The sequence below is a fragment of the Pseudomonas sp. AU12215 genome, assembly GCF_001675465.2.
GTDB lineage: Bacteria > Pseudomonadota > Gammaproteobacteria > Pseudomonadales > Pseudomonadaceae > Pseudomonas > Pseudomonas nitroreducens.
Genome location: NZ_MACM02000034.1, coordinates 1 through 19,696, shown reverse-complemented (window position 1 = coordinate 19,696; position 19,696 = coordinate 1). Strand labels below are relative to the sequence as shown.

The 19,696-nt window shown below is 66.6% G+C and carries 13 protein-coding genes and 1 pseudogene; 4 read left to right on the top strand and 10 right to left on the bottom strand.

Features of this window, described 5'->3' with window-relative positions:
* The coding region (locus tag A9513_RS09275; RefSeq protein ID WP_065084537.1) for a sterol desaturase family protein at nt 1-585 on the bottom strand (585 nt) is incomplete at its 3' end.
* Nucleotides 586-652: 67 nt separating this feature from the next.
* On the opposite strand from A9513_RS09275, the gene A9513_RS09270 reads away from it, so the two are divergent.
* Nucleotides 653-1,609 (top strand): AraC family transcriptional regulator ligand-binding domain-containing protein, encoded by a 957-nt coding sequence (locus A9513_RS09270; RefSeq protein WP_065084535.1) that lies wholly within the window; start codon nt 653-655, stop codon nt 1,607-1,609.
* A gap of 113 nt (nt 1,610-1,722) precedes the next feature.
* Here the strand turns inward: A9513_RS09270 and A9513_RS09265 are convergent, their stop codons facing one another.
* Nucleotides 1,723-2,103: an NUDIX hydrolase gene (locus A9513_RS09265; protein ID WP_024763521.1), complete on the bottom strand. Its 381-nt coding sequence runs from the start codon at nt 2,101-2,103 to the stop codon at nt 1,723-1,725.
* A gap of 362 nt (nt 2,104-2,465) precedes the next feature.
* Between A9513_RS09265 and ycaC the strand changes: the two genes are divergently transcribed.
* Nucleotides 2,466-3,092: an isochorismate family cysteine hydrolase YcaC gene (gene ycaC, locus A9513_RS09260; RefSeq protein WP_024763520.1), complete on the top strand. Its 627-nt coding sequence runs from the start codon at nt 2,466-2,468 to the stop codon at nt 3,090-3,092.
* A gap of 632 nt (nt 3,093-3,724) precedes the next feature.
* Here ycaC and A9513_RS09255 read toward each other — a convergent pair.
* Nucleotides 3,725-4,303, bottom strand: coding sequence for a hypothetical protein (locus tag A9513_RS09255; protein WP_065084534.1), 579 nt, complete (start codon nt 4,301-4,303; stop codon nt 3,725-3,727).
* A 163-nt stretch (nt 4,304-4,466) separates the two neighbouring features.
* Between A9513_RS09255 and A9513_RS09250 the strand changes: the two genes are divergently transcribed.
* The gene (locus tag A9513_RS09250) at nt 4,467-5,504 is read left to right on the top strand and encodes a hypothetical protein (protein WP_065084533.1); all 1,038 of its coding nucleotides are present in this window, start codon (nt 4,467-4,469) and stop codon (nt 5,502-5,504) included.
* A gap of 19 nt (nt 5,505-5,523) precedes the next feature.
* On the opposite strand, the gene A9513_RS09245 is transcribed toward A9513_RS09250, so the two are convergent.
* The gene (locus A9513_RS09245; RefSeq protein WP_065084532.1) at nt 5,524-6,810 is read right to left on the bottom strand and encodes an OprD family porin; all 1,287 of its coding nucleotides are present in this window, start codon (nt 6,808-6,810) and stop codon (nt 5,524-5,526) included.
* Between the two features lie 194 nt (nt 6,811-7,004).
* Here A9513_RS09245 and A9513_RS09240 point away from each other — a divergent pair, with 194 nt between their 5' ends.
* Nucleotides 7,005-7,256, top strand: a complete 252-nt coding sequence (locus tag A9513_RS09240; protein ID WP_024763517.1) for a DUF6021 family protein — start codon at nt 7,005-7,007, stop codon at nt 7,254-7,256.
* A gap of 9 nt (nt 7,257-7,265) precedes the next feature.
* Here the strand turns inward: A9513_RS09240 and A9513_RS09235 are convergent, their stop codons facing one another.
* The 6 genes and pseudogenes from A9513_RS09235 to A9513_RS09210 form a co-directional block, all read right to left on the bottom strand.
* Nucleotides 7,266-7,832 (bottom strand): hypothetical protein, encoded by a 567-nt coding sequence (locus tag A9513_RS09235; protein WP_065084531.1) that lies wholly within the window; start codon nt 7,830-7,832, stop codon nt 7,266-7,268.
* 14 nt (nt 7,833-7,846) lie between these two features.
* Nucleotides 7,847-8,473 (bottom strand): hypothetical protein, encoded by a 627-nt coding sequence (locus tag A9513_RS09230; protein ID WP_065084530.1) that lies wholly within the window; start codon nt 8,471-8,473, stop codon nt 7,847-7,849.
* A gap of 10 nt (nt 8,474-8,483) precedes the next feature.
* Entirely contained in the window at nt 8,484-16,733 is an 8,250-nt protein-coding gene (locus A9513_RS09225) for a hemagglutinin repeat-containing protein (RefSeq protein WP_065084529.1), read from the bottom strand.
* 43 nt (nt 16,734-16,776) lie between these two features.
* Complete coding sequence (locus A9513_RS09220; protein WP_065084528.1) at nt 16,777-17,295, bottom strand: toxin-activating lysine-acyltransferase; 519 nt, start codon at nt 17,293-17,295, stop codon at nt 16,777-16,779.
* 10 nt (nt 17,296-17,305) lie between these two features.
* Nucleotides 17,306-19,027 (bottom strand): ShlB/FhaC/HecB family hemolysin secretion/activation protein, encoded by a 1,722-nt coding sequence (locus A9513_RS09215; RefSeq protein WP_240157969.1) that lies wholly within the window; start codon nt 19,025-19,027, stop codon nt 17,306-17,308.
* A 430-nt stretch (nt 19,028-19,457) separates the two neighbouring features.
* A pseudogene (locus A9513_RS09210) lies at nt 19,458-19,696 on the bottom strand (phosphonoacetaldehyde hydrolase); the annotation flags it as partial.

The following is a 19,696-nucleotide window of genomic DNA, read 5'->3' as shown; positions in this document are numbered from 1 at the left end:
CAGCCACATCAGCGGGCGCAGGACGCGGATGCGATAGAGCCTGTCGTCCCAGGCGAGGTTGCTGTCGGCGCCGAAGATCACGCACATCTTCAGGATCAGGTAGACGTAGTAGACGTTCGCCAACCCCATGTGGATCAGCGCCCCGGAGAACCACAGGCCCGGCATCAGCAGGTAGTAGAAGCTGTTGTTGCGGTAGACGATGCGGATGCTCATGTACGGCGCCGAATGGTGCGCGCGGTGCAGGGCGTAGAGGAACGGCACGCGGTGGGCCAGGCGATGCCACCAGTACTGGGTCAGGTCGTCGAACAGCAGGAACAGCGCGAAGCCGGCCAGCCAGGGGATGCCCGCGAGGGAACCGGCGGCGGCGGGAATGGCGAGGTCGAGCAGGGCGCCGCTGGCCCACATCACCAGTGGGAAGGTCACCGCCAGCAGAAGGCTGGAGCCGAAAATCTCGATCAGCGCGTCACGACGCTGGCCATGGGGTTGGCGGAAGGTGGCACAGGCCATTTCCAGGGCGATGAAGGCGAAGAATATCCCCGCCACGATCACGGTCGGATTGTCTGGGAGCATTGTTGTTGTAGTCATGACACTCTCGGTTCGGGTCCAATGGGACAAGGCGTGCCCATCAGAACCCATGACCGAACGGCGACCCATGCGCGAAAAGGACAGAAACATCCGAGAACTGGCCAACCCGGCGGCGCAGCGCTACCACCGCGGGCCGCTCGGCCAGGTGCTGGAGCGCTACCTGAGCAGCCACCGTGCGCGCCGGCACAGCGATTACAGCCTGGTCGAGCTGGAGCAGCTCTGGCTTGAAGCGGCGAGCCTGGAGCCCGCCATCGGCCTGCAGCTGTTCGGCCTGTTCACCCCTCAGGACTGGCATGTGATCGCCCACCTCGCGCAGTTCTGCGCCGATGTGCGGCAGGCTGTGCTCTGCTGGGTGCGCTATGCGCCGCTGGCCGCGGACACCGATACCTTCCGGCTGCTGGAAGAGGGCGACAGCGTCGCCGTCGAACTGGTCATCGATGCCCCCGAACCGCTGAGCCGATACCTGCTGGAGCATTACTGCGTGATGGCGGTGACTCAACTGCGTCGGGGTACCGGCAGCGCCGTCGTCCCGGTGCGTGCCTGTTTTGCCCACGCACGGCCCGAGTACCACGCGCAGTACACGCAGTGGTTCGGTCAGCGGGTGGAGTTCGGGAGCACCTGCAACCGACTGTATTTCGACGCGCAGACGCTGTCCCTGCCGCTACTTGGGCGTCATGCCGGTCTGGTGGAGCTGCTCACGATGGAGCTTGATCGCCGCCTCGCCCGACTGCGCCAACTCAGCGGGTGGGCGGCCAGGGCAGCGGGTATCGCCCGACGGATGCTCGAACGCGGCGAGGTCCCGGCGCTGGAAAGCGTCGCAGACCAGTTGCACCAGAGTCCGCGCACCCTGCGCAGGCGGTTGGCGGAACAGGATCTGGGATTTCGCGAGTTGCTCGATCAGGTGCGCAAGGAGTTGGAGCAGCACCTGGAACTGCAGGGAGAAAGTCGCACGCGCATCGCCGAGCGCCTGGGCTACGGTGACTTGGCGGCGTATCTGAATGCGCGCAAGCGCTGGAGTGCATGAATCATCGAGCAATAGGGCAGGGCAGCTGAAACGGTGGTCAGCAGCACAGGGGAGACGAACGCGCCTGCGTTGTCCGCCGTGGGCTGGAGAGGGGGCGATGAAAAAGGCCGGCGTCAGCCGGCCTCTTTGCTCAGACACGAACGCAACAGGCGCCGCACCGACTTGTTGATGTTGCGCTTGCTCGCCTCCTCGGGGGTGAACCAGCGGCAATCGGCGATCTCGTTCAGCGGGGTCGGCTGCTGCGCCGGGTCGACCGGCGTTTCGAACACGTAGTGCAGCGTCTGGTACAGCTCCAGCGGCGCCACGTAGTTCATCTGCTCGATGGCCAGCCCGGTTTCCTCGATCAGCTCGCGCACGGCGGCCTGGCCTGGGCGTTCGTCGGCTTCGATACGGCCGCCGGGAAGGTTCCATTTCGACTTGGCCTTGCGGACGAACAGAATCTTGTCGTCGAGCCGGCAAATCACGGTTGCGCGCTCTTTTACGTTCCTGGCCATGGCGCTAGTTCCCCCACACGCTTCCTACAGTTTTCAGCTTAGACATTTCGCGAATATTTCCATTGGGAAGAACTGCTTACAACAACAATGTCGACGAATGGTAAGGAATTGTCGTGGGTGAGATATGTAAGGGAAGTCTGAAGCCCCGGTCGTCATCATCCGTTCTCAGAATTCCTTCACCGTGGACCGGCGGCTGGAATCGAAGTGCAAACTTTTTTGCACCGGCGTGCCAGGCTTCATGGCCTACGCTTGATACCTGCCACTGCGCCTGGCGGCGCACGAACTGAGCGAGCACGCAGTACCGCTGACTCATCACCGGCCCGGCGCCCAGAACCGGGCGACCTTCATCCAGAGGAAATCCCATGAGCAAGCCCTACGTCCGTCTCGACAAGTCCCAGGCCGCGGTATTGCTGGTCGATCACCAGGCCGGCCTGCTTTCGCTGGTGCGTGACATCGAGCCCGACAAGTTCAAGAACAACGTCCTGGCTCTGGCCGACCTGGCCAAGTACTTCAAGCTGCCGACCATCCTCACCACCAGCTTCGAGAACGGCCCCAACGGCCCGCTGGTGCCCGAGCTGAAGGACCTGTTCCCCGACGCGCCCTACATCGCCCGCCCGGGCAATATCAACGCCTGGGACAACGAGGACTTCGTCAAGGCGGTGAAGGCCACCGGCAAGAAGCAACTGATCATCGCCGGCGTGGTCACCGAGGTGTGTGTGGCCTTCCCCGCGCTGTCGGCGCTGGAAGAGGGCTTCGATGTCTTCGTCGTCGCCGATGCCTCGGGCACTTTCAACGAAGTCACCCGTGACGCCGCCTGGCGCCGCATGGAGGCCGCCGGCGCGCAGATGATGACCTGGTTCGGCGTGGCCTGTGAGCTGCACCGCGACTGGCGCAACGACATCGAAGGCCTTGCCGCGCTGTTCTCCAACCACATCCCCGACTACCGCAACCTGATCACCAGCTACAGCACGCTCACCGCCAAGAAGTGAGGCGGCGCTTGCCGGGCCGGCGCCAGGTGGGCCGGCCCTGCCCTGTAGCCGGGGCGCTCCAGGGCAAGCTCGTAGAATTGTCGGGCTTCGCTGAGCAGCGGGGCCAGTGCGTGGATGAAGAGGACTTCCTCGCCGGACTGGCCGGTCACGGTGACGGGGGGAGAAATTCGCGCTTGGCGATCCTCCGCGAGGTGGGATCGTTCGCTCTTCCCGAGAATGAATGAGGGCCGCCAATCAACCCTTCCTGCGGGAAGAGAGGCAACCGTGCGAGGGTAGGAAGCGCCGGTCTCAGGGACCCGCTAGGCCCGAAGGCCTCCCGCGCGGGCACCATGAAACAGGAGTCCGCAAACGGATTACGTCCCCGAGTCGTGGCTACGGAGCTGCCGTGCCCTGAGAGATACTGCTGGGGTTTCCTACGCCCGGCCGCGATGACGCTGCGGCGGTTCAGAGGCCAGGGGCGGCGCTAAGGCTAATGGCCGGTGAGGCTTCTCGGTTGGTTGCTGCGATGCAGTGGCAGGACATTGCCGACAGAATGAAGCGGGGCTCGTCCCTTCCCCAAACACGCAGGAGCGATCAGGGTGGGAGAGGTGAATGCGGAGCCGGCTTCGCCGCACGGCGCAAGAGCAAAGAGGTCAACCCTTCGCGGCGCCAGGAGCTGGAGTCGGAGCTGGTGCTGGAGCAGCAGCCGGCGCCACAGTGGGAACCTGGAACCGGCACTTGCGGGCGGCCCTTGCGGCGGCGGCTGTGCGTTCGTTGTAGGGTTTGCCGATGTCTTCGGCGATATCGATGTCTGGCCCGATATCCTGGGCCAATTGGGTCAGGCCGCGTAATGCGGCGACGCCGCTTATGCCCATCGAATCGGCGCTGTCGAGCACGGCGATCACCGCGCCACCGGTCCCGCTGGCGCCGGCTATCCAGGCTGCGTTGGCGGAGGCGTTCGCCGCCGTCAGGGCCGGGGCGACGATGGACGCCGACGTCACGCCGATGACCTTCAGCCACCAGGCTGTTCGAGCTTTCTGCTCGGCTTTCTCGGTCTTCACGCCGAACAGGGTGTCGCAGGGGGCCAGGGTCTGGCGGATTGCTGTGTTCTGCGCTTCGAGTTGATCGAGCGTCAGTCCCTGCGGGTCGCTATCTGTGCCGACGAGGAACTGCGCGTTGCTGGAGCAGCCCGCGATCAACAGGCAGGCGGTTACCAGAAATTCCCTTTTCATATTGCCTCCCAGGCCCGGCGCAGAAGTCTTTCGGTGGAGGTGCGCGCCTGACCCAGAGTGCCGTTGGCGGGTTGCCCGGTCATCATTCATCTCGATGATGACCGGCGCTTTGGGGGGGTTCAGGCTCTGCCAGCAGCCCCCGCCTCACTTCAAGGAAGAAAACATGCGCATTCCGTTGGGCTTTCTGGGCATCCTCCTGGTCAGCCAGGCCATGGCGTTCGAAATCCATCCAGTCAGTTGGAAAGGTGGCGCGAATGACTACGGCTCCAGCGCGGTGCAGTTGGAAATCCGCGACGATGCGAGCGCCGCGCAATGCCATCTGCGTTCCTACATCCTCGACAGCCGTAATCAGGCCATCCACGAGATCATCACTCGGCAGGCCTATCAGCCGGCATACGCGAAAGTCCTGCGCGGCAGGACCTGGCTCCTGCCGTTACTGGGGGGCGTGGAGTGGAACGATGACCCGGAAGAGCTGACGCGCAAGGCCTGGCACTACAACGGCACGGCGCATATCTGGCTGTTCAAGGCCCATGAGGAAGACGCCAGTCGACCCAATACGCTGACCCGCCGCGTACACCATGGTGATCTGCAATTCCTTCATGCGATGCGGGCTGCGGATGAGTCCGACGCGCAGGCCAGAGCGAAGATGTATCGGTGGCTGGAATACACCTACCGGGTCGCGATCGGGGAGGTGTCGGCCAACACCATTCGCAAGACAACGCCCTACCACGAGTTCTTCGGCAAGGTCGGCTGCTCGCGCAATCCGCAACTGGCCAACCCCAGTGACTGCACGGTGCTCGATGTTTTCGACATGAAGCACATGTATCGCCAGGGCGATCAGGAGGAAAACCTGAGATCACTGGCCGCAGGGGCGATCGCCCACCTGATCCAGGACAGTTACAGCGCCAGTCACACGCAACGCGAGAACGGCACCGGCAGGCTGCTGCATCTGTATACGTACGATGCCGAGAACCGGAAGACCCACTGTGAAAAGGACGGGGCGTACAAGAGCAACAGCGCTGCCATCGCCAAGGCTCGGGAGATGACTGCCGAGTTGCTGGGCTACGTTCACCGTCGGGAAGGCTGGGACAAGGCTTCGGCATTCTTCGTCCGAACCCTGGGGGCCCCAGACCCTGGCTCGGCCACGACGGAACGTCGGGCCGGAGCTGTCACCGAAGCGTGGGCAGGCATCGCCCGGTGAGAGGGGGTGTTCGGCTGGCTCAGAGAATCGAGAAGTTGTAGCTCGCGATCAGCCGGACCTCATCCACGTCCCGCGCCGACTGTTCGTAGTTGGTGCGGTAGGTGGCGTTGCGCAGGCGCAGGCTGAGGTCCTTGAAGGTGCCGGCCTGGATCACGTACTTGAACTCCACGTCGCGCTCCCATTCCTTGCCTTCGTCGCCATTGGCCAGGGCGATGTGGTCGCCGTTGACGTAGCGGGTCATGAAGCTCAGGCCGGGCACGCCGACGCTGCGCAGGTCGAAGTCGTAGCGCAGTTGCCAGGAGCGCTCCCGGGCATTGGCGAAGTCGTTCACCTGCACGTAGTTGGCGAGGTAGGGGTTGCTGCCGTCGAGGTAGGGCATGGAGCTGTCGCCGTTCATGCGCTGCCAGCCGGCGCTGAGGATATGGCCGCCCTGGGCGTAGGACAGCAGCAGGCTCAGCGCGCGGTTGTCGATTTCGCCGGCGCGGGCCGAGCCGTCGTCGTCGCTGTCGAACCAGCGCAGGTCGGCGGTGACCTTGCCGGCGCCCACCGCCTGCTTGCCGACGATGCCGACGTAGCGCTGGCGGTAGACGTTCTCCAGCCCGCCCTGGGCGTATTGCAGCAGCAGTTGGTCATTGACCTGGTAGTCGGCCTGGTAGGTGTCGAAGCGGTTGCCGGTGGTGTCGCAGGCGTAGCGCTTGTTCTTGCAGTTCAGGCGCACGTCCTGGGCGTCGCTGGAGTCGCGCGCGGTGTAGCGCTCCAGCCGCGTGGCGGTGAGCTTGAGGTGGGCGATTTCCTCGCTGGTCAGCTGCGCGCCGTGGAACATGTTGGGCAGCAGGCGGCCGTCGTTGTACTTGAGCAGCGGCATGTCCGGCAGCATCGCGCCGTACTTCAGCTGGGTGCGGGACACGCGCAGCTTGCCGGTGACGCCCGCCTTGGCGTACTGGTCCGCAGAGTGGCGCGGGTCGTGGCCGCTGGAAGGCAGCAGGCCGCTGTTGCTGTCGGCGGGGCTGGAGTCGAGCTTGACGCCGAGCATGGCCAGGGCGTCGACGCCAAAGCCGACGGTGCCTTCGGTGTAGCCCGACTGCAGATTGAGGATGAAGCCCTGGGCGGTCTCTTCGCGTTTGGAGGCGCCCTGCGGGTTGGACGAGCTGCCGTCGCGGAAGTCGCGGTTGAAGTAGAAGGTACGCGATTCCAGGCGCGCGCTGCTGTCCTCCAGGAAGTCGGCACTGGCCGGGGCGGCGATGCCTCCGAGCAGGGCGAGGGCGCTCAGGCGGGTGAGCTGGCTGGAGGAGAGGGGCGAGGGCATACGGTGACTCCGGGGGCACTGAAAAAGCGCGCGAAGGTGTCACAGATGGGCGGTCGGGTCTTTGCGACCATGGTCTAGATCGCGGGTTTCCCTGAGGCGGCGAGCGAAACCGGCCGGCTGTCGGTGCAGGGGAAACCCAGGGGGATGGCTGCGCGTAAACTGCCTTGTCACTGCCAGAGACGCAGGAGGTGATCATGAAACGCCATGTCCCCCTCAGCGAGCATCCCGTGGCCGCCAGCGAGCGCTGGCTGTTCGCGTCGGGCCAGGCGCCCGCCGATGGCTCGCACCACGTGGACCCCGACCTGGGGTTCGATCCGGATTCGCCGGACCTGGCCGACCCGCAGGTCGACCCGCCACATCCGGCCCATGCTCCCGAGGATGGGCCGGACCCCGGCAGCCAGCGGCGTGTGCCAGATGACCGCTATCCGCCGTATTCGCAACCCTGAAAGCGGCGCTCAGAGCGCGTCGGAGGCCTTGCACAAGCGGGTGTCCTGCAGGCTGCCGCTGAGGTTGCGGCCATCGCCCAGGCGCACCAGCCGTGCCAGGCATTGGCCGCTTTCCATCAGCAGCAGCTCGTAGTCCTGCCCGGCTTCGGGGGTGAAGGTCATGGATTGCTGGCAGCTATACGAATAGCCGCTGCTGACCATGCCCCGGCTCTGGAAGTTGAAGGCGAAGGGCTGGCCCGCCGGTATCCGCACCTCGCTGCTGGCGAAGCCGCCCTGGCTGAGTTGTTCGGCCTGGCGGCTGGGCGGCATGCCCAGGCTCTGGCCGTTGCGGTTGGCGAAGCCGGATTGCGCCACGGCGATCACGCCGGCGCCTTCGCGGCGCCAGTCGATACAGGCACTGGCGGGAACGCCGCGGGCCATGCCGTTGGTGATCACGCGCAAGCGTGCCGTTTCTCCGCCAGCCGGCGCGGAGTAGGGCGTGGAGTAGGACTGCACGTTGGCGAGGTTGCCGCAGCCGGCGAGCAGCAGCGTGGCCAGCGCCAGGGCGCCGATGCGGGGGAACAGCGTGGCGTACATGGTGATTCCTGGTATCAGCGTTGCCCGGCGGCCTTGGGCGGCGCGCAGCAGTTGCGCGTGTCGATGACCTTGCCGCGGCACGCGGGCAGCATGGGCGGGTTCTTGCACAGCAGGTTGTTGGCCGGGCGGGTGAAGTGGAAGCCGCGATCGAGCATGCACAGTTGCGCGGCGGCGATGTCGTTGAGGAGCATCTGGTCGACGGGCTCGATCACCGTGGTGTAGCCGCAGGCTTTCATGGCCTGCTGCACGCCCTGGCTGTCGGCGCCGGCCTGCGTCCATTGCGTGTAGGCGGGTGGGCGCTGCGTCGGGCCGGCCTTCGGCGCGGCGCCGGTGGCCTTGCAGGCGGGCAGCTGCGGGCTGGTATCGCAGAGGGTGTAGCGATCCTGGTAGGCGAACCCCTGGCCGAGCATGCACTGCTCGCCGCGCGCGTAGTCGTTGGTGGTGATGGTCGTGCTGTCGACGTAGGCCGAGTCGGGGAAGCCGCAGCCGAGCAGGGCGTTGCGCACGCCCTGCCGGTCCACGCCGGACTTGGCCCACAGCTCGTACAGCGGCGGTGGCGGTTGCAACGGCCGCGCCTGGCTGCAGGCTGCCAGGAGCAGGCAGGGCAGAAGGGCGGCCAGGCCGCCGTTGCGCTTCAGCATGTCTGCGGGCTCATGGGGTCGGCGGATAGGTCTTCACCGGGGTGAGTACCGGTTTCTTGTCCGGCATGTCCTGCCAGAACTTCTGGCAGGCAGGGTCGCCGTTGCCGTAGCAGTTGTGCACCGTGTACTTGCCGCCTGCCACGTTCTTGATCTCCTTGAGCGCATTGCTGTCGTCGGGGATGGTGCCGCCGGTGCCGGGGTTCCAGCCGATCCAGCCGCCCACCGGGTCGGTCTTGTGGTTCTGCAACTGGACGACCATCTCGTTCTTCTTCTCGTCGCTCATCGCGTCGCGATTCTGCAGCATGGCCAGCAGGTCGTCCGCCTTGGCGGCATTGTAGGCCGGGCCGTAGAAGTTGAGGGTGGTGTTGCTCAGGCTGCCGCTGGGATCGGGCAGCCGTGCGATGGACTCCATGGCGTTGCCGGTGGTCATCGAGCCGCGGCTGTGGCCGTCGATGTGCAGACCGGTCTCGCCATAGCGCAGCAGCGCTTCGCGGGTCTCGACGGTGGCGTTGGCCAGGCCCCAGAAGTCGTTCTCCAGGTACTTCTGGTAGCCGGCGATGAGCAGCTCGGAGACGGAGTTGCTGGCGTCGGGGAACCAGATGAAGTACTGCGGGCCATCGGCGGTGCTGTGCTGCGCCGCGTAGCGGGCCGCGCCGTTCTCGTCGTTGAAGATGCCGTTGTTGGCGATGTGCACGCGGCCGTCGCCACCGGCCTGCAGGTTGGCCTTCTCGCTGTCGTCGAGTTCGCGGCGCAGCGGCACGCCGTCCTTGTCGCGCAGTACGTTGCCCTGGTCGTCGGTGAGGATGACGAACATCCGCGCCTTTTCCAGGAACATCTTGCGGTAGGCGTCGTCGGTGAACTGCACGGCCTGGCGGTAGGTTTCGTTCTTGATCGCCTGTTCCGCCTCGGCGGTGCGGCGCATCTCGTCGACGTCCTGGCGCTCGGCGGCGGTGTGCGCGTTGGCGGTGTCGCGGTTGAGGCCGGCGACCGTGTCCGCGCCGTTCTGCCCGGTGAGTTGCTGTTGCAGGGCATCGTCGGTGATGACCACGGTGCCGGCGCTGATGGCGCTGCGGGTATCGCCGGACGACGAGCCGGAGTCCTTGCCCGAGTTCAGCGCGTTGCCGACGATGGCCTTGCCGACGCCGTACTTGCCCTGGGTGACCATGTCGGAACTGAGGTTGACGCCGCTGCTGGTGGCCTTGGCATCCGCTGCGTTGTGGATGTCCGCCTGGGTCAGGGTGGCGGTGCTGAGCCGGTTGCGCCCGGCCTCGATGGCGGCGTCGCTGCTGGCGATCAGGCCGCCCTTGAGGTCGGTGTTGCCGTTCACGCGGATGTCGAAGCCGCCGTCGCCTGCCTTGATCCCCGATTGTTCGGTGACGCTGGCGTAGTTGGAGTTCTGCTTGGCCGTGTTGCTGCTGACGCTGCCGCTGGAAGCGCCGTAGCAGAACGGCGGGATGCACAGGCTGACGCCCACGCCCTTGCTCGACTGCTTGGCGTCGTAAGTGCTGGTGTCCTGCAGGCTCTCGATGCTCAGGTTGCCGCCGACGTCGGCAGTGACCTGCGGCGCGCTGACCACCGCGCCATGCAGCTGGGTGTCGCCGCCGGACTGCAGGTTGACCTGGCGCCCGCCGTCGACGTGGGTGTTGCTCCACACCAGGTCCTTGCCATCGGCGTTGCCGCGGCTCTGCGAGGCGCCGGCGTTGATGGTGAAGCCGTTCTGCGTGCCGCCCACGGCGAAGCCGATGCCGATGCTGGCGCTGCTGCCCTTGCTGGTGCTGTGCTGCTCGACGGTGTTCTTCGCGGCCAGCAGGGCGATGTCGCCGTCGGCCTTGAGATTGGCGTCGCGCCCGGCGCTGATCTGGCTGCCCTGCACGGTGAGGTCGCTGTCCTTGCCGGCACCGCTGGCGGTGATGTTCACGTCACGCCCGGCGCTCACGCTGGAGCCGGCGGCGGTGCTGCCGCGCTGCTCGCTGCGGCTCTCGTTCTTGCTCGCGCCGATGGAGATGCTGATGTTGATGCCGCCGGCCTGGGCCGGATTGGCCATGACGGCGGAGGCGGCGCCGGCACCTTCCAGCGCGACATTGGCCGCGGCCAGGGCCTTCATGCGGTTGTCGTCGGTGCGCTCGGCGGACTTCTTCATCTGCTGCGCGGTCTGCACGGCGGTGATGATCGGGTTGGTCAGGGTGACGGAAAGGCCGCTCTGCTTGAACTTGCTTTCCTGGGTGCTGAGGTGGGCGTTCTGCGCCTCGACGATGTCGACGGTGCGGCCTTCGATGTTCACATCACCGCTGGGCGCGCTGACCTTGCTGCCGACCTGGCGGTAGGCCTCGCCGGCCTTGATGTTGACGTTGCCGTTGATCGAGCCGACGGTGCTGGCGGCGGCGCTGTCGCCATCGTCGGTGTTCTTCACCGACTGCTGCTGGCTGCCGATGGTGAAGCCGATGCCGCCGCCGCTGAACAGGCCGCTCTTCTTCTCGTCGCGGCTGTGCTGTTCGTTCAGGTGGTCGGTGGCGGAGGCGATGGTGACGTTGCGGCCGGCCACCAGGGTGGTGTCGCCGTTGGACACCACGTTGCTGCCTTCCACCTTGATGTCGTTGCCGGCGCTGACGTAGGTGGTCTCGCCGCTGAAGGTCGAGCCCTGGGACAGGCTTTCGTCGACCGTGTCGCGGGTGACGATGGTCTTGGAGGAGAACCAGCCGGTCTTGCTCTTGACCTTGTGCGCCTCGTCGGCCATGGCGTTGTTCTGGCTGGCGGTGAGGTTGACGTCGTGGTCGGCGGAAGCCTGCACCGCGCCCTGTTCGCTGGTCACGCTGGCACCGCGGGAGTTGAGGTCGTGGCCGGCGATCAGGCGCACGTCGCCCTGGCCCTGCACGCTGCTGGCCACTTCGCCGGCGCTGGACTCCTTGCGCCAGTTGCTGCTGTTCCAGGTCATGCTCTGCTGTTCCTGGACGGCCACGGTGCCGAGGTTGATGTCGTTGCCGGCGCCCAGGGTGGTCTTGCCGCCTGCGCCGCTGTTGACCACCTGGGCGGCGTTCAGGTTGAGGTCACGCCCGGCCGTGGCGATCAGCTCGCCGGCCGGGTCGGAGACGAACAGCCCGGCGACCCGGGACAGGCGCGTGGCGCTGCCCTGGGCGCTCTGGGAGTCCTGGGTGCTGGAGGTCAGGTTGATGTCGCGGCCGGCCACGGCGGTCAGGCTATGGCTGGCGTCGATCAGGCCGCCGAGGTTGTTCAGGTCGCCGGCGGCCTTCACTCCCACGTCGGTGCCGGTCAGTCGGCCACCGAGGTTCTGGATGTTCTGCGCGGTGATCGACAGCACGTCGCGCCCGGCAAGGGTGCCGCTGTTGACCAGGTCGTTCTGGATGTTCAGGTCGACGTTCTGCCCGGCCATCAGCGCGCCGGAACCGTCGATGTCGCCCTGGCGTACGCGCACATAGACCTGCGGCACCAGCGCGCGGGTCACGCTGCCATCGGGCAGGGTGACGTCCTTGGCCACCAGCCAGACGATGTCGCTGGTCAGCTGCGCCATCTGCTCGGGAGTCAGGGCGACGCCGGGCACCAGGTTCCAGGCCTGGGCATAGGTCAGGCCGTTGTCGAGCAGCGCGCGGTACTGGGTTTCGTCATTGCCGTAGCCATCGAGGAAGCGCCGCCCGGTGAGTTGGGCGATCTGTTCGCGGATCAGCTTCTGCTCATAGAAGCCATCGCCCAGGCGCGTCAGGGTCAGGCCGGGGTCCAGCTTCAGGCGGTCGAGCATGTAGTCCGAGGACAGCCAGGCGCGGTAGTTGGTGAAGCGCGGGTCGCTCTCGATCAGGTAGCCGCTGGTGGCCTGCGGGTTGACCTGGAACAGGCTGTTGTCCGGCACGCGGGTGTCGATGCCGCCGGTGCGGATGCTCTCGGCGACGCCGGCATCGTTCTTGGTCTGCACGGCAGTCACTTCCAGTACCGGGCTGATCACCCGGCCGTTGCCGACGTTGACCTGGGCGGCGCCGGCACCGCTTGCCGGCTGGTCGACACGGCCCAGGTTGAGATCGCCGACCTGGGTGCCGCTGCCGACGTGGGCGGTGTTCTGCAGGTAGGCGCCGGGCTTGAGGAAGATGTCGACGATGCTGGCCGCCGGGTTGTAGGCGGCGTTATCGGCGCCCTGCTTGTCCCGGCCCTTCTTCTGGATGCGGTAGAAGTGGGTGACGATGCCGCTCTCGGTAGTGACACGCTCGCCGGGGGCCTCGGTGTTTTCCAGACGGCCCAGGTTACCGCCGATGGTGCCGCCGGCGATGATCCGGCTCTTGTCGTTGAGCGCGTCGGCGACGTCCAGGCGCAGGTTGCCGCCGGCAAGGATCTGCGCCGGATCGGAGCTGAGAATCTGCGTTTCGCGGGTCACGCGGGTGTAGTTGTAGAGGTTCCAGTCCTCGCGCTCGCCCTCCGGGGTGACCAGGTAATCCACCTCGGAGTTGTAGATGGAAATCTGCTCCGGCCGGTAGCGGTTGGTGGAGCCGGTGAGCTGGTACTCGAGGATGCTCTCGCGGCTGACTTCCACTTCCTGGGTGCTGAAATGTTCGTTGGTGTTGCGCAGCACGGCGCTGGCCAGGCCCATGTCGCCCAGGGCCTCGATGGTGGCGCTGGCGTTGCGGATTTCGCCGGCGCTGCCGGTGGCGTGGCCGTTGGCGTCCAGGGCGCCGCCGATGTAGAGGTCGCCGGCGCTGAAGAGCAGGGCATGCTCGCGGTTCAGCAGGCTGCCCACGCCTATGTCCAGGCGATTGCGCGCGGCGATCACGGCGGCCTTGCCGTCTTCGACGTCGTTGCGCAGGGCGCCGGCGGATACCGACAGCTGGTCGCCGTAGATGCGCCCGCTGCCGAGGTTGTTCAGGGTGCCTGCGTTGACACGGGTGGTCTGGCCATCGAGCAGGCCGCGGTTGGTCAGGGTGCCGCCGGTGTCGAGGGTCAGGTTGGTGGCGCTCAGCTCGCCGGTGGCGGTGTTGTTCAGGTTGCCGGCTGTCACCTTCAGCGCCTGGCCCGCGACGAGGCGTGCCTGGTTGTCGAGGTTGCCGGCGGTCTGCAGGTCGATGCTGCCGTTGGCCTGCAACTGGCCGCTGTGCACGTAGCTGTCGCTCAGCTTCAGGCTGATGTCGCCCAGGCTCAGGGTCTGGCCGTCGCCGCCCAGGCTCCTGCTGTCGATGCTCAGCTTCTGCCCGGCGATCAGCTTGCCGTTGTGGTTGAGGATGGCCAGGGACTTGCTGGCCGCGCCGTCGAGGATGTTCAGGTTCTTGCTGGAGCTGACCAGGCCGCCGCTGTTGTCCAGCTGGCCGCTGCTGTTCAGGGTGAGGGTTTCGTCGGCGCGCACCGCACCGGACTGGTTGTCGATCTGGCTGGCGCTGAGCGTCAGCGAATGGCCTTCGAGGCCCTGGTCGGTACCCAGGGTGTTGCGGTTGTCGAGGGTACCCGCCGTGACCAGCAGTTTGCCGCCGGCGCGCAGCAGGCTGCCGGCGTTGTCCAGGCGGCCGCTGGCGAGGTCGAGCACGGCGTCGCCCAGGGTCTGCAGCTGCCCGCCACGGTTGTCCAGGCCGCTGGCCTTGATGCGCACGTTGCCTTCGCTGGTCAACAGGCCGCCACGGGCGTTGTTGATTTGCGCAGTGGTGAGGTCGAGGTCGCCCTTGCCGCCGATGAAGCCGGCGCTGTTGTCCAGGTCGCCGCTGGCGAGGATCACCCCGCCCTTGCCGAGCAGGCCGCCGCTGGCGCCGGAGTCGGTGTTGCCGATGGCCTGGCCATGGGCGTCGATGCGCAGCAGGCCGGCGGCCTGGACCAGGCCGCCCTGGTTGTTCAGCGTGCCGGTCTGCAGCTCAACACCGTCGCTGGCGATCAGCACGCCATTCTGGTTGTCGAGCGTCGCGCGGTTGCTGTCCAGCTTGAGGTTGCCGGCACTGATCAGGCCGTTGCCGTTGAGCACGCCCTGGCCCGACAGGGTGATCTGGTGCTGGCCCTCGATGCGGCCGTTGCGGTTGTCCAGGCTGCCCTGGGTGGCGTCGACGGCCACGCTGCCGTCCACCGAACCGAGCGTGCCAGCCTGGTTGCTGATGCTGCCGCCACGGGCCGTCAGTGCGCCTTTGGCGGCGAGGGTGCCGGTGTCGTTGTTGAGCTTGCCGGCGCTGACGTCGAGCGTGCCGCTGGCGGTGACCTTGCCCTTGGCATTGACCAGCTCGCCGGCTTCCACGCGCGAGTTGCCAGTCGCCGCGAGGGTGCCGGAGGCATTGTCCAGCTTGTCCTTCACCTTGGCCTGGAGGTTGCCCCCGGCGGCCTGGACGGTACCGGACTGGTTCAGCAGGGTGCCTGCGTCCAGCTGCACGCCGCCATTGCCGGCGAGGGTGCCGCCGCTGTTGTCCAGCAGGCCGCTGGTGCTGACGCGCAGGGTACCGGCGCCCGTCTGGAGGATTTCGCCCTGGCGGTTGGAGAGCGACGCGGCATCGATGCCGATCTGCCGCGCGACTGTGCTGGCGCCGTCGAGCAGGGCGTCGTTCAGGCTGGCCTGCAACTGGCCGTTGCTGGCGATGGAGCCGCTGCGGCCATCGACGGAGTTCGCGGTGACCTTCAGGGTGCCGCTGCCGGCGTGTTCGATCCTGCCCTGTCGGTTGTTCAGGTTCAGTGCGCCCAGGGTCAGGTTGGCAGCGTTGCTGGCGATGCGGCCGTCGCTGTTGTCCAGGGTGCCGGGGAGGGCGAGGGTCATGTCGCCGCTGCCGGTCTGGATGATCTCGCCCTTGCGGTTGGACAGGTCGTGGGCCTGCAACTGCACGCTGGTGCCGGCCAGCCTGGCCGAATCGGAGGTCAGCTTCTGCGCGATGTTCGCTGCAAGGAGGTTGCCGGCGTCCAGCGTTGCTCCGCTCAGGTCGGCATTGGCGGTGGCACTCAGGCGAATGTTCTGGGCGCTGGCCTGGCCCTGTTTGAGGTCAAGGTCGGCGCCGGCGATCCCGAGGTCGCCACCGGCAAGAGTGGCGCCCTGGCTCTTCACCTGCCGGGTGGCGGTGATGTCGAGCCGCCCGCTGGTGCCGATGCTGCCGTCCGCCTGCACGCCGGCGGCCAGGGTGGCCTGGCTGTCGTTGACGATGCCATTGGCGTTCAGGCTGACGTTCTGCTGCGCCGCGGCGATGCCGCTGTTGTGGATGTCGCCGCGGCTGCTCAGGGCGGTGTCGCCCTTGGCGTAGGCCGAGCCGCTGTTGTCGATACCGCCGTTGCTGTCCAGGCGGACGTTGGCGGTGGCGTTGATCTGGCCGCTGTTGCCAATGCGCCCGTCGGCGCTGATCACCACGTCGCCGGCGCTGGCGCCGATCTGCCCGGCGTTGCGCACGCCGACGCCGGATTCGGTGCCGACCAGCATGATCTTGCCGGCATACATGCCGCCGAGCTGGGCGACGTCGATGGCCACCGAGGGCTTCTCGCCGTTGCCTTCGATGGGCCGTGCGCTGCTGTTGTCGGCGTTGACCTGGTTGGCCCCGGCGGTGACGCGCAGGTCGTTCGCCCAGACGCCGGCGTTGACCTCCACGGAGCGCGCGATCACGTCGGTGAAGTCGGTCTGGCTGGCGTCCAGGCCCTTGCCGGTGATGGCGATGCGGCCGCCGCGCACTTCATAGCCCTGCAACTGGCCGTCGACGATCTGCGCGGTACCGGTGGTGAGGGTGGCGCGGTTGGCGTTGATGAAGCCGCAGCCGTCGCAGGCGATGCCTGCCGGGTTGGCGATCACCACCTGGGCGCGGTCGCCGGCCACTTCCACGTAGCCGCGCAGCTGGCTGGGGTTGCTGCCGTTGACCTCGTTGAGAATCACCCGCGCGGTGCCGTTGGCCAGGTTCTGGTTGCCGTCGATCCAGCCGCCGAGCTGGGTCTGCACACTATTGCGCGAGTTGTTGAGGATCGCGCCCTGCTGGTTCACGTCGAACTGGCTGTAGGTGTTGCGCGAGACGCCCGCCGCGCTGGGCGTCTGGATGTTCACCTGGGGTACGCCGTTGGCGGAGTTGATCACGCCCGGCTGCTGGCCGGGTGGGGCGCCATGGTCGGCGACGATGTCGGCTTGGGCCAGCGGGACGGCCAGGCTGATCAGCCCGAGCGTCGCCATCAGGGCGAAACGCAGTGGGCGCAGGCTGACCAGCAGCGCGGAGCCAACAGCGCCCCGCGGGCCTTCCGTGGTGCCCGGTGCCTTGCCGTTGCTGGTGACGTTCTCGGCAACGACCATGAGTTGGCCGCGAGCCTTGTTGAAGACGATGCGGTAGAGGTGCTTGTTCATACAAATCCCTTTGTCGGTTCAGGGCGCAGGCCGCGGGGCGCGCTCAGAGCTGGATGGCCAGCGGGTGGTCGGAGAACCATGCGCGCCCTTCGGCGGGCATGACCGCGACACCCAGGAACTTCTTGATCCTCAGGCCGCGTTGTTCGCCACGGTGGTACAGCGCCCGGCCGCAGCGGTTGGCGAAGAAGTGTCGCTGCAGGACGCGCGACACCGGAACGGAGTGGCCGAACGGCGCCACCCAGTCGTTGAACCAGATACGCTCGCCGCTATTCCAGTCGGCGGCCGGCATGCAGATGGCCGGCTGGCTCAGGTAGCGCGCCTCGGCTTCCAGGCTCAGGTTACTGAAGGCGACGTAGAACACCGGGCGGCCGTTCTGCCGGCCGAGGATGAACTGCCGATGGCTGATCGCCGGCAGCAGCAGGGCGTTGAGCGCGTGCAGCGGGATGTCGCGGTGGGACGCCGAGTGCAGCCACAGCCAGACCGCCGAGCCCAGCGCCTCGGCTTCGCTCCAGGGTTCGTCGAAGAAGCCCGGCGCGGTGATGTCGAATCCGTCGATATGCATGGGCGCCTCCTCAGAAGGACCAGGTCAGGTTGAAGCCGCCGGTGGTGGTGGCGGTGTCGAAGCCCTTGGGCTTGCTGATCGGCTGGCCGACGAAAACGTCGTAGGACACGCCGCGATAACCGCCGCGCAGGCCCAGCACGTAACCGGCCAGGTGAGTGCCGATCAGGTACTTGCTCGACTGCCCGCCGACTTCGCCGTAGTCCACGCCCACGTAGGCTTCCTGGCCGGTCTGGCCGAGCGCCAGGCCGAGGTCGTTGCGGGTCAGCCAGCCCCGGTCGGCGGAGAGGATCTGCTCGCCGTCGAAGCCGCGCACGCTGTAGCGCCCGCCGATGGTGAAGCGATCCTGGGGTACCAGCGGCGTGCGGTTCCATTGCGCGCGCCAGGTGTTGCTGTAGCGCAGGCGCTGGTCGCCCAGGGCGAAGGGCACGCTGAGTTGGGCTTCGGCGGTGATGATCTTGGAGCGCGAGGTGCCTTCGTCGAAGGGTTCCTCCGGCGCCGCCATGGCATTGCGCGCTCCGGTGCCGCGGCGGTAGCCGGTGCTCAGGTAGAGGGTGGAGGCGCCGATGTATTCGGTATGAGTCAGGCCGAACGACCAGCCGGCCATGCGTCGGCGCTGGATCTCGATCTCGGTGTCGTCGATCCAGTTCTTCGAGCGCCGGCTCCAGCCGCCGATGCTGGCGGTGGTCTTGCGCACGGCGTCGCGGTAGAGCATGCGGGTGAGGCTGATCTCGTCGTTCTTGCTCTCGCCGCTGTAGCTGTAGTCCTGGTTCGCCCCGGAGATGGTCTGGTGGTAGTCGTACTCGCTGGAGGTCACCCCCAGCAGCCAGTAACCGAAGGGCACCGAGTAGTGCAGGGTGTGGCCGCGCGAGCCGCGATCGCCGGAGTCGCCGCCGCCCAGGTCGTGGTTGTAGCTGAAGTAGAACAGGTCGCTGAGGGTCAGGAAGTTGTCGAACGACACCGAGGTGGTGCCCAGGTACTTGCCGGTCTCGTCGGTGCCCGAGTCGTCCACCGAGAGGCTGAAGCGGATCGGGAATTTCTGCCGCCAGGCGATCACCAGGTCGCTTTCGCCGGGCTGCGCGCCGGCGCCTTCGGCGGCGGTGATCTGGATGTCGGCGTCGGCGGTGGGCACCCGCTTGAAGTTCTCCAGCGCCTGCTCGATGTCGCGCAGGTTGAGCAGGTCGCCGGGCTTGGCGGGCACGGTGTTCCAGGCGTTGGCGCGGTGCGAGGTGCCCTCGGCGAAGCGGATCGAGCGGATGCGCCCCGCCACCAGTGTCAGCTCCAGGGTGCCGCTCTTCAGGTCCTGTGGCTGCGCCAGCACGCGGGAGGTGACGTAGCCGCGTTCGATAATCGCGTTCTGGATGCGCTTCATCGTCAGGTTGATGCCGTTGGCGCCCAGGCACTGGCCGGTGGCCGGGTCGTCCTTCGGGTCGGCGGCGCGCAGGGCCCACTGGAATTGCTCGGCGGCATCGCCGGTGAGGGTTATCTGGCGGATCGCAAAGCAGGGTGCCTCGTTGCGCGGCAGGCGGTTGCCTTCCAGGCCGCTGGGTGGCAGCTTCAGGCGCACATCTGGCGAGGGTTCCATCTGCTCGCGCAGCGCGCGATCGCGTTCCTGCTGTTGCAGAAGCTGCTGGGCGGGGAGCGGGTCGGCGGCCAGGGCGGTGGCGCCACTGCACGCGCCCATGGCCAGGGCAGCCAGGTGCAGGGCAGTTCGAAGGGGAAGAGCGATACCCATCCATGGGGCTCGTGGAGCACGGCACGAATCTGCCGAAAGCGCTCTACGGCAAGAGAGAAGAGCCATTTCGCATCCTTGTGAAATATCTTGCAATAACTCGTCAAATTATGACGAAAAGTCCTGAATCCGACCGTGAATCCGTTCTAATCGCTGTAAATCCGTTGATACACCGCTGTCGGATGTGTAACGCGGATATGACAGCTCCGACGTTTCGAGATGAAGGACGGAAATTTTGTTCCGAATGTTTACAGAGGCCTGACGAACGGTCTGAAGTGCTATTGCCGTGATATCACGGGATGCATGGCCGATCCTTATATAGGAGCGAGCTTGCTGGCGAACCGATTCCCCGCGGCGATGTTCGCGAGCAAGCTCGCTCCTACAGAAAGCAGAAGGCCCGCATCAGGCGGGCCTTCTTCGTTCTCGCTCGGGATCAGCTGCTCTGCGGCATCTCGCCCCGCGCCAGGCGCGCATTGATATCGGCGATCACCGCCGGCAGTTCGGCGATGGTGTCGATCAGGTAATGCGGCCGCGAGCCCTCGAACATCTGGCCGATGCGGCGGCGTTCCTGCTCAAGCTTTTCCGCCGGCAGCGCCTTGTACTGCTCGTAGGTCAGGCCCAGGGCGTTGCCCGAGCAGGTCAGCGCCACGGTCCACATGCCGGCGCTGCGGC

Bases quoted from the DNA above. Each gene is read 5' to 3' on its own strand.
- A9513_RS09270 (WP_065084535.1), top strand. From the start codon at position 653: ATGCGCGAAAAGGACAGAAACATCCGAGAACTGGCCAACCCGGCGGCG.
- A9513_RS09240 (WP_024763517.1), top strand. From the start codon at position 7,005: ATGAAACGCCATGTCCCCCTCAGCGAGCATCCCGTGGCCGCCAGCGAG.
- A9513_RS09230 (WP_065084530.1), bottom strand. From the start codon at position 8,473: ATGCTGAAGCGCAACGGCGGCCTGGCCGCCCTTCTGCCCTGCCTGCTC.
- A9513_RS09245 (WP_065084532.1), bottom strand. From the start codon at position 6,810: ATGCCCTCGCCCCTCTCCTCCAGCCAGCTCACCCGCCTGAGCGCCCTC.
- A9513_RS09220 (WP_065084528.1), bottom strand. From the start codon at position 17,295: ATGCATATCGACGGATTCGACATCACCGCGCCGGGCTTCTTCGACGAA.
- A9513_RS09225 (WP_065084529.1), bottom strand. From the start codon at position 16,733: ATGAACAAGCACCTCTACCGCATCGTCTTCAACAAGGCTCGCGGCCAA.
- A9513_RS09250 (WP_065084533.1), top strand. From the start codon at position 4,467: ATGCGCATTCCGTTGGGCTTTCTGGGCATCCTCCTGGTCAGCCAGGCC.
- A9513_RS09235 (WP_065084531.1), bottom strand. From the start codon at position 7,832: ATGTACGCCACGCTGTTCCCCCGCATCGGCGCCCTGGCGCTGGCCACG.
- ycaC (WP_024763520.1), top strand. From the start codon at position 2,466: ATGAGCAAGCCCTACGTCCGTCTCGACAAGTCCCAGGCCGCGGTATTG.
- A9513_RS09265 (WP_024763521.1), bottom strand. From the start codon at position 2,103: ATGGCCAGGAACGTAAAAGAGCGCGCAACCGTGATTTGCCGGCTCGAC.
- A9513_RS09215 (WP_240157969.1), bottom strand. From the start codon at position 19,027: ATGGGTATCGCTCTTCCCCTTCGAACTGCCCTGCACCTGGCTGCCCTG.
- A9513_RS09255 (WP_065084534.1), bottom strand. From the start codon at position 4,303: ATGAAAAGGGAATTTCTGGTAACCGCCTGCCTGTTGATCGCGGGCTGC.